Annotated in this window: 13 protein-coding genes; 6 read left to right on the top strand and 7 right to left on the bottom strand. The window is 72.3% G+C overall.

All coding sequences use genetic code 11. The features are described 5' to 3' along the window. Positions 1-29: 29 nt before the first annotated feature. The 4 genes from FHX39_RS03660 to FHX39_RS21980 are packed head-to-tail and all read right to left on the bottom strand — an operon-like array spanning position 30 to position 3853. Complete coding sequence (locus FHX39_RS03660) at positions 30-656, bottom strand: anthranilate synthase component II (protein WP_183336844.1); 627 nt, start codon at positions 654-656, stop codon at positions 30-32. Then, the gene (locus tag FHX39_RS03655) at positions 653-2161 is read right to left on the bottom strand and encodes an anthranilate synthase component I family protein (protein ID WP_183336843.1); all 1509 of its coding nucleotides are present in this window, start codon (positions 2159-2161) and stop codon (positions 653-655) included. Before FHX39_RS03655 ends, FHX39_RS03660 begins: the two co-directional genes overlap by 4 nt. A 46-nt stretch (positions 2162-2207) precedes the next feature. Continuing rightward, positions 2208-3281 (bottom strand): permease, encoded by a 1074-nt coding sequence (locus tag FHX39_RS03650; protein WP_198423250.1) that lies wholly within the window; start codon positions 3279-3281, stop codon positions 2208-2210. 59 nt (positions 3282-3340) lie between these two features. Further along, on the bottom strand, positions 3341-3853 hold the full coding sequence (locus tag FHX39_RS21980; RefSeq protein WP_183336842.1) for a DUF4333 domain-containing protein: 513 nt from the start codon (positions 3851-3853) through the stop codon (positions 3341-3343). 95 nt (positions 3854-3948) lie between these two features. Between FHX39_RS21980 and FHX39_RS03640 the strand changes: the two genes are divergently transcribed. Continuing rightward, positions 3949-4209 carry a hypothetical protein gene (locus tag FHX39_RS03640; RefSeq protein ID WP_183336841.1) on the top strand — a complete coding sequence of 87 codons (261 nt, stop codon included), beginning with the start codon at positions 3949-3951 and terminating at the stop codon, positions 4207-4209. Between the two features lie 27 nt (positions 4210-4236). Here the strand turns inward: FHX39_RS03640 and FHX39_RS03635 are convergent, their stop codons facing one another. The 3 genes from FHX39_RS03635 to FHX39_RS03625 are packed head-to-tail and all read right to left on the bottom strand — an operon-like array spanning position 4237 to position 7942. Next, positions 4237-5640, bottom strand: coding sequence for an MFS transporter (locus FHX39_RS03635; RefSeq protein WP_183336840.1), 1404 nt, complete (start codon positions 5638-5640; stop codon positions 4237-4239). Positions 5641-5693: 53 nt separating this feature from the next. Continuing rightward, the gene (locus tag FHX39_RS03630; protein ID WP_183336839.1) at positions 5694-6404 is read right to left on the bottom strand and encodes an enoyl-CoA hydratase/isomerase family protein; all 711 of its coding nucleotides are present in this window, start codon (positions 6402-6404) and stop codon (positions 5694-5696) included. Next, on the bottom strand, positions 6404-7942 hold the full coding sequence (locus FHX39_RS03625; RefSeq protein ID WP_183336838.1) for an aldehyde dehydrogenase: 1539 nt from the start codon (positions 7940-7942) through the stop codon (positions 6404-6406). The genes FHX39_RS03630 and FHX39_RS03625 overlap by 1 nt, the downstream gene beginning before the upstream one ends. 87 nt (positions 7943-8029) lie before the next feature. Here FHX39_RS03625 and FHX39_RS03620 point away from each other — a divergent pair, with 87 nt between their 5' ends. From FHX39_RS03620 to FHX39_RS03600, 5 genes are all read left to right on the top strand, one after another. After that, entirely contained in the window at positions 8030-8713 is a 684-nt protein-coding gene (locus FHX39_RS03620; protein WP_183336837.1) for a GntR family transcriptional regulator, read from the top strand. A 67-nt stretch (positions 8714-8780) separates the two neighbouring features. After that, positions 8781-12188: a formate dehydrogenase gene (fdh, locus tag FHX39_RS03615; RefSeq protein ID WP_183336836.1), complete on the top strand. Its 3408-nt coding sequence runs from the start codon at positions 8781-8783 to the stop codon at positions 12186-12188. Continuing rightward, the gene (locus FHX39_RS03610) at positions 12185-13417 is read left to right on the top strand and encodes a 4Fe-4S dicluster domain-containing protein (protein ID WP_183336835.1); all 1233 of its coding nucleotides are present in this window, start codon (positions 12185-12187) and stop codon (positions 13415-13417) included. Before fdh ends, FHX39_RS03610 begins: the two co-directional genes overlap by 4 nt. Then, positions 13414-14736 carry an NrfD/PsrC family molybdoenzyme membrane anchor subunit gene (gene nrfD, locus FHX39_RS03605; RefSeq protein ID WP_198423247.1) on the top strand — a complete coding sequence of 441 codons (1323 nt, stop codon included), beginning with the start codon at positions 13414-13416 and terminating at the stop codon, positions 14734-14736. The genes FHX39_RS03610 and nrfD overlap by 4 nt, the downstream gene beginning before the upstream one ends. Beyond that, the gene (locus FHX39_RS03600; protein WP_183336834.1) at positions 14733-16046 is read left to right on the top strand and encodes an L-lactate MFS transporter; all 1314 of its coding nucleotides are present in this window, start codon (positions 14733-14735) and stop codon (positions 16044-16046) included. Before nrfD ends, FHX39_RS03600 begins: the two co-directional genes overlap by 4 nt. Positions 16047-16118 lie beyond the last annotated feature (72 nt).

Here is a 16118-nt window from a genome sequence, read left to right as displayed (position 1 = left end):
GGCGAGCGTGCCCCCGGCGGTCGTGCTGGTCAGGGTGCGCGCGAGTGGTCGCGCGGCCGGAGCGGCTCCTCGCCCGTACGCGCGGCGACGTAGGTCTCGAGGAACGAGCGGAACAGGCCGATGCCGGCCTGCGTGGTGATCGACTCCGGGTGGAACTGCACCGACTCCACGGGCAGCTCACGGTGCCGCATCGCCATGATGTAGCCGTCGTCGCGGGAGCGCGCGCTGACCTCGAGCTCCGCCGGCAGCGTCGAGTCCTCGACGACCAGCGAGTGGTAGCGCGTGACGACCTGGTCCTTGTCGGCGGCGCGGAACATGCCGCGCCCGTCGTGGTCGATGGTGCTGGTCTTGCCGTGCATGATGTGCGCCGCCGGGGAGACGGTCGCCCCGTACGCGCAGCCGATGGCCTGGTGGCCGAGGCACACCCCGAGCAGCGGGACCTGCCCGGCGAACTCCTGCACGAGCTCCACGTGCCCGGAGTCGAGCGGGTGGCCCGGGCCGGGGCCCAGCACGAGCACGTCGGGTGCGAGGTCGCGCACGCGGTCGGCGTTGCCGGGGTCGGAGCGGATCACGACCGGCTCAGCGCCGAGCTCGGCGAGGTACTGCTCGATGATGTAGACGAAGCTGTCGAACGCGTCGATCAGGACGACCTTCATGAGACGAGCTCCTCTCCGGTGACGGCCCAGTAGGCCGCGCCCATCTTGGTCAGGGTCTCGGCCCACTCGCCGTCCGGCGTCGAGTCCGCGACCACGCCGGCGGAGGCCCGCAGGACGTACGCCCGGTCGTCGCCCGTGCCCGTGCGGACGGTCATCCGGATCGCCAGGCCCAGGATGGTCCACCCGCCGAAGCCGATCAACCCGAATGATCCGGCGTAGAGGCCGCGCCGGCTCGTCTCGAGCTCCTCGATGATCTCCATCGCCCGCACCTTCGGGGCGCCGGTCATCGTGCCGGCGGGGAAACCGGCCCGGATCACGTCGTAGACGTCGTGCTCGGCCCGGACCGTCGAGCTGACGGACGAGACGATGTGGAACAGGTGGCTGTAGGCCTCGATGACCATGAAGTCGTCGACCGACACCGAGCCGGCCACGGAGACGCGGCCCATGTCGTTGCGGCAGAGGTCGACGAGCATCACGTGCTCGGCGCGTTCCTTGGGGTCGGACAGGAGACGTTCCACGGCGAGCTCGTCGCGCGCCGCGTCGCCGCTGCGCCGAGCGGTGCCGGCGATCGGTCGCATCGTCGCGGTCCGACCCTCGAGGCGCAGGAACAGCTCGGGGCTCGCGCCGACGACCGTGCGGCCGGCGATGGGCATCAGGCTCATGTACGGGCTCGGGTTGCGTTCGCGCATCCGCCGGTAGACGGTCAGCTCGTCGGCCTGCGTGCGCACGGTGATCGCGTGGCCGACCTGGACCTGGTAGATGTCACCGACCCGGATGTGCTCCAGCGCCTGCTGGGCGTGCTCGACGAACTCCGCCTGCGTGGTGTCGTCCACCACGCCGAGCGGCGCCGGCACGGCGGGCTCGGGCAGCGCCGTCGGCAGCACCTCGAGCGCCGCGACGACCGCGGGCAGCTCGAGCTCGGGCCACCCCGGGCTCGAGGCGAGGGTGAGCCGGCCGGTCTGCTCGGTCAGGTCGATCTCGACCAGGGCCCGGACGAGGGCGAAGACCGCGTCCGGCGCGGGCTCGGGCGGGTCGTCGATGAGGCGCGGCAGCCGCTCGATGTAGCGGACCGCGTCGTAGCCGTGGAAGACCAGCACGCCGAAGCCGAACCGTTCCGCGTCGCGCTCGACGTCGAACATCGCGTCCAGCACCCGCGGCAGGTCGAACAACCCCGCATCGCTGGTGAGCCGGAAGCCGGCGCCGTCGGGCTGCGTGACGCCGCCGTGCACGAGAGCGTCGGCAGCCGCGGTCACCAGGTCGGGCACCCCGGTGAACGTGACGCGCGAGCGGTGGACCTGCACCTCGAGGAGACCGGTGACCCCGGCGAGCGAGGCGCGGGTGTCGGCGATCGGACCGGCCAGCGACTCGAGCAGGAACACCTGCTCCTCGCCGACGAGGTCGCGCAGGGCGACGTACGCGGCGAGCGGGTCGGACGTCTCGACGGACACCGTCTCCAGGTCGACCGCGATCCGGGCGCCGGCGGGCGTGGCAGAGGTGGTCGGCACGACGCCCGACCCTACCCGCGCGTGAACCTCCGAGGCAGGTAGTCCGTCAGGCGACGGCGGCCAGGATCCCGCCGGCGAGCAGGCCGGCGACCACGGTCGCGCCGGCCGTGGCGGCGGTGGCCTTCCAGCCCAGCGCACGGCCGACCATGACCGCGGAGGGGAGGCTGACCGCCGGGAGCACGATCAGCAGGGCGCCCAGCACACCGAGGCTCGCGCCCGCGGCGGCCAGGCCGAGCAGGATCGGGATCTCGCCGGCGGTCGGGAGCACCAGGACGACACCGATCAGCGCCGCCAGGAGCACGGCCAGGGCGCCGCCGTGACCGAGCAGGTCACCCAGCGTGGCCCCGACCAGGCCGACCAGGAACACGACGACCAGGTACTCCGGCACCAGCACCACGGCCAGCCGGGCGAAGCGCACCAGCAGCCGCCGCGGCACCTCGCGCCAGACGAGGGGTTCGTCAGCGGCACGTACGGCCTCCTCGGCCGCGGGCAGCTCGGCGGTGCGCCCGCCGCGGCGCGTCAGAGCGACGCCCACCAGGGCCGAGAAGCCGAGCACCAGCAGCAGCCCGACGCCGACGCGCACGAGCACCCACGAGGGCGGGGCGAGCAGGGCGAGGAAGACCAGGACCGCCGGGTTGAGCACCGGGTTGCCGAGCCAGAAGGCGAGCGCCGCGGGCAGGGGCACACCGGCGCGGCGCATCGTGACCGCGAGCGGTGCGGCGCAGCAGGTGCACATCATCCCGGGCAGGGAGGCCAGACCACCTGCGGCCGACCCGCCCAGCGGCGTCCGGCGACCGAGCACCCGGACGAGCCACTGCTTCGGGACGAGCACGTCGAGCACCGTCGCGACGACGAGGGCGACGAGCAGCGCCTTCCAGACGGCGCTGCCGTACGTGAGCGTGAAGTCCCAGGCGCGAGCGAAGGGGTTCTCGCCCGCGCCCGTGGTCAGCAGCGAGGAGCCCTTCCACGAGCCCGAGGTCGCGACCGCGCCGGCCCGCTGTGCGTACGGCAGCCACTTCGCCCAGCTCAGGCCGACCGCCGCGACGGAGACCAGGACCGCGAGACCGATCATCGCCGTTCGGCGTGAGACCGGCGTGGGCGCGGAGAGCGAGGTCGACACGCTGCGAGTGTGCCGCAGGCCCGCAGGCCCGACCGGAGCGCAGGCGAGAGCAGGACGGGTCAGATCGGCAGCAGCGTGTAGTCGCCCTTGGCGTCCTCGAAGAACACGACGAACGCGTACTCGTCGCCGTCGACGTCGCCGTGGCAGACGGTCGTGACGTCCTGGGCGACCTGCGCCGTGGCCGGGCAGGTCACGTTCTCGGGGTCGCCACCCTCGTCCCGCACCTGGCGCGCGATCTCCGCGGCCAGCGCCGGGCCGTCCAGCCCGGCCCCGGCCGACGGCGCGATCGTGCCCCGGATCGGCGTCGAGCCGCCCGAGCCATCGCCGTCGTCGGACCCCACGAACGTGCTCGTCAGCGCGTACACCCCGAGCAGCAGGACGCCGAGCAGGGCGAGCCCGCCGAGCACGACCCCGGTGATCGCCAGGCGGCGTCCGTCCGGCGCGGGCCCGGGCTGGGGCACCCCGGTCGGGGACGGTGTGTACGCGGGCGGCAGGTAGGCGTGCGAGGGCCCGTACGGGTCGAGCGGTGCGGGATGGGGCGCCCAGGGCGCGCGCGGGTCGTGGTCGGTCACGGCGGGTCTCCTCCGAGGTGTCGCCGCACGCTATCGCCGGAGGGGCAGCAGGATGGATCCGTTGCCGAACCGTTGCGAGGCAGGAGCAGACCGCGATGACGCAGGAGCCCCGGCAGGAGCTCGAGGTCCAGGGCCGCGTGGGCGAGCCTGTCGCCCTGCCCGTGGGCACCGACGGCGCGACCCCGTACGCATGGACGCTCGAGCTGCCCGAGGGCGTCGAGGCGGCGGGCACGCACGACGGCCGCCTGCTGGTCCGGGCCGACGAGCCCGGGAGCCACGTCCTGATCGCCACCCTCGCGGACCCGGCGTCACCGACCCCGATGACGGTCCTGCCCATCCGGCTGACGGTGCGCTGAACCCGCCAGCCGGAACGCGGCGAGGGGTCAGCCGACCTTGGGGCGGAGCGGGACGTCCGCCGTGACGCGAGCGGTGTCGTCCGTCGTCACCAGCTGGTCGTCGGCCAACGCCATGCTGCCGTGCGTCTCGGGCAGCATCGCGAGCCCGATGATCGCCAGGACCACCAGTCCCGACACGGAGGCGATGGCAAGCGCGAGGCTCCCGCCGAACCACTGCGCCGCGATGATGCCGGCCAGCAGCGGCCCGGCCGCGGTCGCGAGCCGGCCGATGCTGTTGGTCACCGCGATCGCGCTCGCGCGGACCGCAGGGCCGAAGAGCTCCGGGAAGTAGACCGAGTTGCCGGAGAACAGGCTGTAGACGCCGAACCCGACCACCGGCAGCCCGATCAGGTAGGCGGTGTACGAGTCGGCCAGCGGGTAGAGCAGCCCGACGCCGAGGATCGCCAGCACCAGGCTCACCGCGTACGCCCGTTTCCGCCCGATCGCGTCGGCGATGAAGCCCCACGCGGCGTAGCCGAGCACCCCGCCGAGGTAGAGCATGGCCATCGCGTTCGAGACGTACGGGACCGCTGCCGTGCCGGTGATCCCGTCCTTCGCCACGACACCGCGGATCACCGCCGGGGTCCAGGTCGTGACGCTCCAGAAGGCGAACAGCGCGCCGGCGGCGATCAGGGTGCACAGGACGGTGCGGCGCAGCAGCGGGCGGGTGAAGAGCTGGACGAGGACGAACCGGTCGGCGGTCGTGCGCTCGGCGCCCGCGGCCCGGGCCAGCTTCCGCTCGGCGCGACGCTCGCGGACCACGGCCATCGACTCCGGCTCCTCCACGTGACGGCGCACGAAGAGCACCAGGAGCGCCGGCAGCACGCCGACCAGCAGGACGGGGCGCCAGCCGTACGGCCCGACGAAACGGTAGACGAGCGTGGCGAGGAAGAAGCCGATCGCGAGACCCGACATCATCACGCCGGTGGCCTTGGCCCGGAAGCGGTTGTTCCAGGCCTCCGCCACGAGGGCGGCCCCGATCGGGAGCTCGACGCCCGACCCGAGCCCGGCGAGGAAGCGCAGCGTGACGAAGCTGCCGTAGTTGGGCGCGAAGGCGGCGAGCCCGGTGAAGACCGAGTAGGCCAGGACGCCGATCATCAGCACCCGGACCCGGCCGATGTAGTCGGCGAGCGCGCCGAAGACGACGGCACCGAGCGCCCAGCCGGTGAGGTAGATCGTCACGGCCAGGCCGGTCCAGAAGGACAGCGACGCCGGGGCCAGCCCGGGCAGCAGCTCACCCGTGGTCTGGCCGACCACCAGGGTGAAGAGGCTCGAGTCGAGGCCATCGAGCGCCCACCCCAGCGTGGTGGCGGCGAGCACCATCCACTGGGCGCGCGTGATCTCGTGGCGCCAGCCGGGGCCTGCGGGGGCGGTGGGTGCTGCGGTGCTCATGGTGGTCCCTTTCGTCGTCGAACGGGGTCGTGGGGCGGTGGGGGGGCCGGCGGTCAGCCGGGCTGCTCGCCGCGGCGCAGCGAGCCGACGACGAGCCGGTCGACGCTGAGGTCGAAGGCCTGGTCGCGGGTCAGCGCACGTCCGGCGCGGACCATCGAGCGGATCTCGGAGTGCACCCGGGAGCCGTGCCGCAGGACCGCGTCGATGCTGCGGTCCGTGGTGCCCACGAGCTCGGGGGCGCCGGCGACGACGTGGTTGACCAGGCCGAGCTCACGCGCCCGGACGGCGTCGATGGGCAGCCCGGTCGCGGTCAGCCAGAAGGCCTCGCGCTCGCCGACGAGGGCGGGCAGCCAGGCGAGCACGAGCGCCGGGGCCAGCCCGATGCCCGCCTCCGGGAACGAGAACTGGCTGCTCGCGACGGCCACGGCGAGGTCGCACGACGCGACCACCCCGACGCCGAAGCCGGCCGCGTCCCCACTCACCTCGGCCACGGTGAGCAGCCGCGTCCCGTCGAGCGCCCGGTGCAGGCCGACCAGGACCTCGCTCTCCTCGCGCAGCTCGCCGGGCGTCGTCCCGGCCCGCTCACGACCGAGGCAGAACGCTTCCCCACTGCTGCGGAGGCGGAACGCGGTGACGCCGACCGGGGGCGCCAGCAGGGTCGCGGTCAGCTCCTGGCAGTCCGCGACCGTCAGCAGGCCGCCCGGTCGGGCGATGTCGACCGTGAGCACGCCGCGGTGGTCGACCCCGCTCTCGAGGCCCGGCATCAGTTGAGCCGGTCGGTCGCGACGCCGCCGTACCAGTCGACGTCGTCGGGGGCGGTCCGGACGGTGATGGCCCGCACGTGGGTGAAGTCGTGGAACGACTCCCAGCCGCCCTCGCGGCCGACCCCGCTGTCGCGCAGGCCGCCCCACGGGGACGAGGGGTCGAGGCGGTGGTGGTCGTTGACCCACACCATCCCCATCTCGAGCTGGCGGGCCACCCGGTGCGCGCGAGCGACGTCGCGGGTCCAGACCGAGGAGCCCAGACCGAACTCCGAGTCGTTCGCGATCCGGATCGCGTCGTCCTCGTCGTCGAAGGGGATGACGACCACGACGGGACCGAACACCTCCTCACGGGCGACGCGCATGTCGTTGGAGACGTCGGCCAGCACGGTCGGCTCGAGGAAGTAGCCGCCCGCCAGGCCCTCGACCCGCCCCGTACGCCCGCCCGTGACGAGGCGGGCCCCCTCGGCGACCCCGGCCTCGACGTACTCGAGGATCCGGGTCCGGGCCCGTTCGCTGATCACGGGGCCGAGCTGCGTGTCGGGCAGGCTCGGGTCGCCGACGCGCAGGGACTCGGCGACGCGGGCGAGCTCGGTGACGAAGTCGTCGTAGATCGAGCGCTGCACGATGAGCCGGCTGCCGGCGATGCAGGTCTGGCCGGCACCGATGAAGCCGCCGAAGGCCGCGCCGCGGGCCGCGACCTCGACCGGGGTGTCGTCGAAGACGAGCACCGGGGACTTGCCGCCGAGCTCGAGCGTCGCCTTGGCGAAGCGCTCGGCCGCGGCGTGCGCGATCGCGCGGCCCGGACCGGTGCCGCCGGTGAAGACGACCTTGCGGACGAGCCGGTGCTGGGTGAGCGCGGCCCCGGCGGTCGGGCCGAGGCCCGGCACGACGTTGAAGACCCCGTCCGGGATCCCGGCCTCGGCCGCGATGTCGCTGAGCAGGAGAGCCGTGAGCGGCGTCTGCTCCGACGGCTTGAGCACCACGCTGTTGCCGGTGGCCAGCGCGGGCGCCAGGCTCTTCGACGTGATCATCATCGGGTGGTTGAACGACGAGAGGATCCCGACCACGCCGAGCGGGAACCGGCTCGTGTACGAGTGGTAGTCGCCGCGCATCGGGACGACGGCGTCGCGGTCGGCGAGCAGCAGGGCCGCGTTGTAGCGGTACCACTCGGGCAGCCGGGTGATCTGCGCCTTCGTCTCCGTGATCGGGCGACCGTTGTTCATGGTCTCGATGCGGTAGAGGTCCTCCATCCGCGCCGCCATGCCGTCGGCGAACCGGTTGAGGACCAGGGCGCGGTCCTGGATGGGCATGTCGCGCCACACCCCGCTGCGGAACGCGGCGTCGGCGACCCGGACGGCCCGGTCGATGTCGGCCTCGTCGGCGCCGGCGACCTCGGCGAACACCTCGCCGGTGCTGGGGTTGGTGACGGGGATCGGCGCGGCGCCCCCGGGGAGCACCTCACCGCCGATCCGCAGGCCCGTCCGCAGGCTGCCGATGGGCAGCTCGACGACGTCGTGCGCGCGTTCGATGACGGACATCGATGTCCTCCTCTGTCTACAGAAAGTCGTATCTGTATACGGGCTACAACGGTTCGTGCGCAACTCGACGCGCGCCACAATGGGCGCATGAGCATCGAGGCCCGCGAGCTGGCGGCGGCGGACAACCCGCTGGGCGCGGCCACCCGTGTCGCCAACGCCGTCCGCGACCTCGTGCTGACCGGCGGCATCGCGGCCGGGGCCCGGCTGTCGCAGTCGCAGCTGGCTGCCGAGCACGGGGTGAGCCGCATCCCGGTCCGCGACGCGCTCCAGGTCCTGGCGGCCGAAGGCCTGGTGGAGCTCGGGGGGACGTACGCCGTCGTCCGCGGCATCTCGGTCGCCGAGCTGCAGGAGCTCTACGAGATGCGCGAGGCCCTCGAACCGGTCGCGACCCGGCTGGCCGTGCCCAACGTGGGGCTCGCCGAGGTGCTCCGGATGACCCGGCTGGCCGAGCAGATGGAGTCGTCCACCGACCCACGCGGCTGGATCGCCGCCAACGCGCGGTTCCACGCCACCGTCTACCACCAGGCGGGCCGGCCGATGATGGTCAAGACCGTCGACCAGCTACGACGCCTGACCGACCGCTACCTGCACCTGCACCTCGCGGTGATCGGCCACGTGGAGCACCTGCACGTCGAGCACCGGGCGATCCTGGAGGCCGTCCGCCGCGGGGACGCCAACGAGGTCGCCGACCTGACGCTGGCGCACCTGACCAGCTCGCACCGCTTCATCCTCGACTACCTGCTGACGAACGGTTCCGAGGGCGACGCCTGAGGGCGCTACCTCGCCGTCCGCACCCCCGTGTCGGGACGCTGGGCTATGGTCACGGCAGGAGGCGATCATGGACATCAAGAAGACGTTCCTGGACTGGCCGGTGCTGCGTCAGCTCACCGGTGGCGACCCGCTGGGTCGTGGTGCGGCGGTGCAGTCGCCCAAGACCCGCGCCATCACGCCGCGCACCGCCACGGCCGACAAGGTCGTGCAGAGCGTGTGCCCGTACTGCGCCGTGGGTTGCGGTCAGCGGGTGTTCGTGAAGGACGGTCACGTCACCCAGATCGAGGGCGACCCCGACTCCCCCGTCTCGCGTGGCCGCCTGTGCCCCAAGGGCTCGGCCAGCGAGCAGCTGGTCAACTCCCCCGGCCGCGCCACGACGATGCTCTACCGCCGCCCGAAGAGCGACCGCTGGGAGCGCATCGGGGTCGAGCAGGCCACCGACATGATCGCCGACCGCATGGTCGAGTCCCGCAAGCGCTGGTGGCAGGACACCGACGAGCACGGTCGTCCGGTCCGCCGCACGATGGGCATCGCCGCCCTCGGGGGCGCGACGCTGGACAACGAAGAGAACTACCTGATCAAGAAGCTCTTCACCGCCATGGGCGCCATCCAGATCGAGAACCAGGCCCGTATTTGACACAGCGCCACGGTTCCCAGTCTGGGAGCCTCCTTCGGCCGTGGTGGCGCGACCAACTTCCTGCAGGACCTCCAGCAGGCTGACTGCATCGTCATCGAGGGCTCCAACATGGCCGAGTGCCATCCGGTGGGGTTCCAGTGGGTGATGGAGGCCAAGGCGCGCGGCGCCAAGGTCATCCACATCGACCCGCGCTTCACCCGGACCTCGGCGGTGGCGGACACGCACGTCCCGATCCGGGCGGGCAGCGACATCGTGTTCCTGGGCGCGGTGATCAACTACATCCTGAGCAACGACAAGTACTTCCACGACTACGTCGTCGCCTACACGAACGCGGCCACGCTGGTCAGCGAGGACTTCACCGACGTCGACGACCTCGACGGCGTGTTCTCGGGCTACGACCCCGAGACGGGCACGTACGACACGGCAAGCTGGTCGTACGAGGGCGTCGGCGAGCACTCGGCCGGCGGCGGTCCTGCCTCCGCGCCCGGTGAGAAGGAGCAGGGCGAGGGCGCGACCGGTGGCTCCGAGGAGTCCGAGCAGTCCGAGAGCGACCGCGGCGCGGGCCACGAGCTCGGCGGCCACGGTGCCGCGCTGGAGCACTCCGAGGTCAAGCGCGACGAGACGCTGCAGCACCCGCGCACCGTCTTCCAGGTGCTCAAGCGGCACTTCGCCCGCTACACCCCGGAGATGGTCCAGGAGACCTGCGGCATCTCGGCCGAGCAGCTGCTCGAGGTCTGCGAGGCCGTCACCGAGAACAGCGGCCGCGACCGCACGACCTGCTGGGTCTACTCGGTCGGCTGGACCCACCACACGGTGGGCGTGCAGATGATCCGGACGTCGGCGATCGTCCAGCTGCTGCTGGGCAACGTGGGCCGTCCGGGCGGCGGGATCCTCGCGCTGCGCGGTCACGCCAGCATCCAGGGCTCGACCGACATCCCGACGCTGTTCAACCTGCTGCCGGGCTACCTGCCGATGCCGAAGGTCGGGCCGCACGACTCGCTCGACGAGTACGTCGGCGAGATCGCCAGCCCCGACCAGAAGGGCTTCTGGGTCAACTCCAAGAGCTACATGGTCAGCCTGATGAAGGCGTGGTGGGGCGATGCGGCGACCGAGGAGAACGACTACGCGTTCGGCTACCTCCCGCGCCTGACCGGTGACCACGGGACGTACGCGACCGTGATGTCGATGCTGCGCGACGAGATCGACGGCTACTTCCTGCTCGGGCAGAACCCGGCCGTCGGGTCCGCCCACGGCAAGATGCAGCGGCTGGGCCTGTCCCACCTCAAGTGGCTGGTCGTCCGCGACCTCAACCTCATCGAGTCGGCCACCTTCTGGTCCGACGCGCCGGAGATCGAGACGGGCGAGCTCAAGACCGACGAGATCGACACCGAGGTGTTCTTCTTCCCGGCGGCCTCGCACGTGGAGAAGGGCGGGACGTTCACCCAGACCCAGCGGATGCTGCAGTGGCACCACAAGGCGGTGGAGCCGCCGGGCGACGCGCAGAGCGAGCTCGAGTTCTTCTACCTCCTGGGTCAGAAGATCCGCGCACGGCTGGCGGGTTCGACCGACCACCGCGACCGGCCGATCCTCGACCTGACGTGGGACTACCCGCTCGACGAGTCCGGCGAGATCTCGGCCGACGCGGTGCTGCAGGAGATCAACGGCTTCCACCTGACCGGCGACAAGGCCGGGCAGCCGCTGAACACGTTCAACGAGATGAAGCCGGACGGCTCCACCTCGGGCGGCTGCTGGATCTACACCGGCGTCTACGCCGACGGGGTCAACCAGTCGATGCGGCGCAAGGCGGGACGTGACCAGTCCTGGGTCGCCCCTGAGTGGGGCTGGGCCTGGCCGATGAACCGGCGCACGCTCTACAACCGCGCCTCGGCCGACCCCGAGGGCAAGCCGTGGAGCGAGCGCAAGGCGCTGGTCTGGTGGGACGCCGAGGCCAAGAAGTGGACCGGGCACGACGTGCCCGACTTCGAGATCGGCAAGGACCCGTCCTACCGCCCGCCCGAGGGCGCGTCGGGTCCCGCCGGGCTCGCCGGTGACGACCCGTTCATCATGCAGGCGGACGGGAAGGGCTGGCTCTACGCGCCGGCCGGTCTGCTGGACGGACCGATGCCGACGCACTACGAGCCGGCCGAGTCCCCGGTCAGCAACCCGATGTACCGGCAGCAGGCCAACCCGACCCGCGAGGTCTTCCCGCGCGAGGACAACCTGCAGAACCCGTCGGGCGACGAGCCCGGGTCCGAGTTCTACCCGTACGTCTTCACGACCTACCGGCTCACCGAGCACCACACGGCCGGCGGCATGAGCCGCTTCCAGCCGTACCTGTCCGAGCTGCAGCCCGAGTTCTTCTGCGAGGTCTCCCCCGAGCTGGCCCGTGAGCGCGGGCTGGAGAACAACGGCTGGGCGACGATCATCAGCGCCCGGACCGCGATCGAGGCGCGGGTGCTGGTCACCGAGCGGGTCGCCCCGCTGTGGATCGGCGGCAAGACCGTGCACCAGATCGGGCTGCCGTACCACTGGGGCGTCGGCAACCAGGCCCTGATCACGGGCGACTCGGCGAACGACCTGTTCGGGGTCACGCTCGACCCGAACGTGCACATCCAGGAGACCAAGGTCTCCTCGTGCGACATCCAGCCGGGGCGTCGGCCGCGCGGCCCCGCCCTGCTGGAGTACGTGGCGGCCCACCGGGAGCGCGCCGGCGTCACGACCGCCACCGGCAACGTTCAACGGACGCCGCCCGAGGACGCGGACGGGCAGCACGCCCGGTCCGTCCACGCCAGCAACCACGGCGACGAGGCCGGACACCCCGACGAAGGATCCCGATGAGCCTGCTGACGAACCTCAAGCCGTTCGCCCGGCGGCTCGACCCCCGCAGGGGTTCGGACCAGGCCTTCACCTCGGTCGAGCCCGGCGGTCCCGCCGTCCGGGCCGGCTGGGGCGAGGAGCCCCCGCCGCGCAAGGGCTTCTTCACCGACACGTCGATCTGCATCGGCTGCAAGGCCTGCGAGGTCGCGTGCAAGGAGTGGAACGGGGTGCCGCAGGACGGCATCTTCGAGCTGCTCGGGAGCTCGTACGACAACACGGGCGCGCTGGGGGCGAGCACGTGGCGCCACGTGGAGTTCATCGAGCAGCGCAAGCCGCTCGGCGGGCAGACCACCGGCGTGACGATCGGGGTCCCGGAGACCGCCGTGGGCGCTGGCGTGCAGCTGCCCGACTCCGGCGCCGGCTCCTTCGGGGCGACGGCCTCGTCCTTCGGCAGCGTGGGGTCGTTCGACACCATCCCGGGGCCGGTCTCCGGGCCCGACCACAGCGGCATCGACCTCTTCGGCTCGCTCAAGCCGGAGCCGGTCCGACAGCCGGAGCCGGTCAAAGCCGGCACGCCGATGGTCGACCTCGGCATGCCGTCGTTCGACCTCCCCAGCGCGTCGCCCGACGCGGGCGAGCGGACCGAGTTCCGCTGGCTGATGGCGTCGAACGTCTGCAAGCACTGCACCAACGCGGGCTGTCTCGACGTCTGCCCGACCGGCGCGCTGTTCCGGACCGAGTTCGGCACCGTCGTCGTGCAGGACGACGTCTGCAACGGCTGCGGCTACTGCGTCGCCGGGTGCCCGTTCGGCGTGATCGACCGCCGCATCGGCGACAAGAACCAGCCCAAGGACGCGATCGCCAACAAGAACGCCGGCATCGCGCAGAAGTGCACGCTCTGCTACGACCGGCTCGGCGAGGGCCTGACCCCGGCGTGCGCGCAGGCGTGCCCCACCCAGTCCATCCAGTTCGGCGACGTCGACGAGCTCCGCGAGCGCGCGAACGTCCGCCTCGCCGACCTGCAGGCCGCCGGTGTCGCCGGCGCCCAGCTCTACGCCGAGGACCCCGACGGCGGCGTTGGCGGTGCGGGGGCGTTCTTCCTGCTGCTCGACGAGCCCGAGGTGTACGGCTTCCCGCCCGACCCGATCGTCACCACGGCCGATCTGCCGCGGATGTGGAAGAACGCCGGCTTCGCGGCCCTGGGCCTCGCCGCCGCCGTGACGACCGCCTTCGTCGGCGGCCGGCGATGAGCCCGGGCGAGAGCGGCGACCCGCACGAGGACAACCAGATCGGCCAGCAGGATCCCGGCAGCAAGGCGGCCAACCCCGAGCGCCACGACGGCGAGCGGCCACGCGACGGGGCCATCCGAGCGGTGCCCGGCACCGAGGGCCAGGCCAGCGCCTCGGCGACCACCCGGCGTACGGGTGGTGGCGGCCGGGGCACACGCGGACCGGGCCGCAAGGGCGGCGGACGGCGACGCAAGGGTCGCGCCGAGGAGCTGATGGTCCCGGACGCGACCTTCACCTCCTACTACGGGCGCCAGGTCGTCAAGCCGACCCCGTGGGAGTCGGACATCCCCTTCTACCTGTTCGCCGGCGGGCTGGCCGGCGGCTCGTCGTTGCTCGGGATGGGGGCCGACCTGACCGGTCGGCCGCACCTGCGGCGCAACGCACGGATCACCGCGACCGTGGCGCTGAGCGCGAGCATGCTCGCGCTCGTCCACGACCTCGGTCGGCCGACGAAGTTCTACAACATGCTTCGCGTCTTCAAGCCCACGTCGCCGATGTCCGTCGGCACCTGGGTCCTCACCGCGTACGCCCCCGGCAACGTGGTCGCCGGGGCGTCCGAGGTCGCACGCCTGCTCGACGTCCAGCGCTTCCTGCCGACCCGGCTCAAGTTCCTGAGCGGCCTGCTCGACTGGGCCGCGCGGCCCGGCGGCATCGAGGCGGCGCTGCTCGCCCCGGCGGTCGCCTCGTACACCGCGGTGCTGCTCACCGACACGTCGACGCCGGCCTGGCACGAGGCCCACCGCGAGCTGCCGTTCGTGTTCGTCGGCTCCGCCGCCGCCGCCTCCGGCGGGCTGGGCATGGTCACGGCACCGCTGGCCGAGACCGGGCCGGCCCGGATGCTGGCCGTCATCGGCGCCACGGTCGAGCTCGTCGTCGAGCACCAGATGGAGAAGTCGATGGGCTTCACCGCCGGTGCGCTGCACGAGGGCACTCCCGGAAAGCTCATGCGCGCCAGCAAGATCCTCACCGCCGTCGGCGGCGCCTCCGCCCTGCTGCTCGGACGTCGGCACCGCGCCTTCGCCGTCGCCAGCGGGCTCGCCCTCGTGGCCGGTTCCGTGTGCACCCGTTTCGGGGTCTTCGAGGCGGGGCAGGAGTCGGCGCGTGACCCCAAGTACACGGTCGTCCCCCAGCGCGAGCGGCTGAACGCCCGACGCGCAGCCGAGGCGGCCGGCCAGGACCCCGGCGCGACGCCGACCAGCGTCCGACCGGGACCTCCCGCCGACGACCTCCAGACCACCAGCCCCACCGCAGAGCACACGACGCAGGAGAACACCGCATGAGCACGGCCAGCACCACCGCGAGCCCCCGGGGCGACGCAGGCAACCCGACGAAGGGCCGGTGGGGTCTCGTCGTCGCGGCGCTGCTGCTCCAGCTGTCCCTGGGCGCGGTCTACGCCTGGAGCGTCTTCAGCTCCGCCCTGCAGAAGGCCTCCGCCTTCAAGCTGACCAAGCCCGAGGCGACGCTGCCGTTCGAGGTGGCCATCGGGATGATCTTCATCGGCACCTACCTCGGCGGCCGGATCCAGGACCGCCGCGGCCCGCGCACCGTCGCGATCGCCGGCGGCGTGATCTACGGCATCGGCGTGATCGTCGCGTCGTTCGCGCGCGACGGCGACCACCTCGCGCTGCTCGTCATCGGGTACGGCGTCCTCGCCGGGTTCGGCCTCGGGCTCGCCTACATCGTGCCGATCGCCATGCTGCAGAAGTGGTTCCCCGACCGCCGTGGGCTGATCACCGGCCTCGCGGTCGGCGGCTTCGGCTTCGGTGCCGTGGTGACGGCCCCCATCGCGCAGGCCCTGATCAAGAACAACCCGGACGTCCCGACGTCGGCCTTCCTGCCGCTCGGCATCGCCTACCTCATCGCCGCCGTGATCGGCGCCTTCTTCTTCCGCAACCCGCCGGAGGGCTACACCGTCCCCGGCTACACGCCCGCCACGTCGGGCAACGTCGTCGACAGCGGCCAGGACTACACGCAGGGCGAGGCGCTCAAGACCTGGCAGTGGTACACGCTCGCGGCCATCCTGACCCTCGCCGTGCTCGCCGGGATCGCCTTCATCTCGCAGGCCGCCGCGAGCTTCGCCGACATCTCCGGCTACACGGCCGCCGCTGCTGCTGCCGCGGTCGGCTTCCTCGGACTGTTCAACGGGGCGGGCCGCATCTTCTGGGCCGCCATCTCCGGCCGGCTGGGCCGGATGCGGACGTTCATCGCGATCCTCGCGATCGAGGGCGTCTGCATCCTGCTCATCCCGCACGCGCACAACGCGGTGCTGTTCTTCATCCTCGCCGCGCTGGTCTACCTCTGCTACGGCGGCGCCTTCGGCACCATGCCCGCCACCGCCGGGGACTTCTTCGGCGTCAAGCACGCGGGCGGGATCTACGGCCTGATGCTGATCGGCTGGAGCCTCGGCGGCGTCGTCGGCCCGCTGATCGCGGCCAAGCTGATCGGTACCGACAAGGACTACACGACCGCGTACACGGTCATCGGGATCATCGCCCTGGTCGCGATCGTCCTCCCGGTGATCACCCGCATCCCCCGGACCCGCAAGGACGCCTCCGAGGGTGCGTTGGGGACGAAGACCGCCACGCGCTGACCGTTCCGCCCGACTCGCTCGACCCCACCGCGAGGCGTACCTTCCCGCGCCGCGCGCACCCTGCAGGGTGCG

Source organism: Microlunatus antarcticus (genome assembly GCF_014193425.1).
Classification (GTDB): Bacteria; Actinomycetota; Actinomycetes; order Propionibacteriales; family Propionibacteriaceae; genus Microlunatus; species Microlunatus antarcticus.
This window is presented reverse-complemented; position numbering and strand designations above follow the sequence as displayed.

What these genes read in the sequence shown, in the direction of transcription:
- FHX39_RS03660 (WP_183336844.1), bottom strand. Translation starts at nt 656, where the DNA reads ATGAAGGTCGTCCTGATCGACGCGTTCGACAGCTTCGTCTACATCATC.
- FHX39_RS03640 (WP_183336841.1), top strand. Translation starts at nt 3,949, where the DNA reads ATGACGCAGGAGCCCCGGCAGGAGCTCGAGGTCCAGGGCCGCGTGGGC.
- FHX39_RS03635 (WP_183336840.1), bottom strand. Translation starts at nt 5,640, where the DNA reads ATGAGCACCGCAGCACCCACCGCCCCCGCAGGCCCCGGCTGGCGCCAC.
- FHX39_RS03630 (WP_183336839.1), bottom strand. Translation starts at nt 6,404, where the DNA reads ATGCCGGGCCTCGAGAGCGGGGTCGACCACCGCGGCGTGCTCACGGTC.
- FHX39_RS03625 (WP_183336838.1), bottom strand. Translation starts at nt 7,942, where the DNA reads ATGTCCGTCATCGAACGCGCGCACGACGTCGTCGAGCTGCCCATCGGC.
- FHX39_RS03620 (WP_183336837.1), top strand. Translation starts at nt 8,030, where the DNA reads ATGAGCATCGAGGCCCGCGAGCTGGCGGCGGCGGACAACCCGCTGGGC.
- FHX39_RS03610 (WP_183336835.1), top strand. Translation starts at nt 12,185, where the DNA reads ATGAGCCTGCTGACGAACCTCAAGCCGTTCGCCCGGCGGCTCGACCCC.
- nrfD (WP_198423247.1), top strand. Translation starts at nt 13,414, where the DNA reads ATGAGCCCGGGCGAGAGCGGCGACCCGCACGAGGACAACCAGATCGGC.
- FHX39_RS03600 (WP_183336834.1), top strand. Translation starts at nt 14,733, where the DNA reads ATGAGCACGGCCAGCACCACCGCGAGCCCCCGGGGCGACGCAGGCAAC.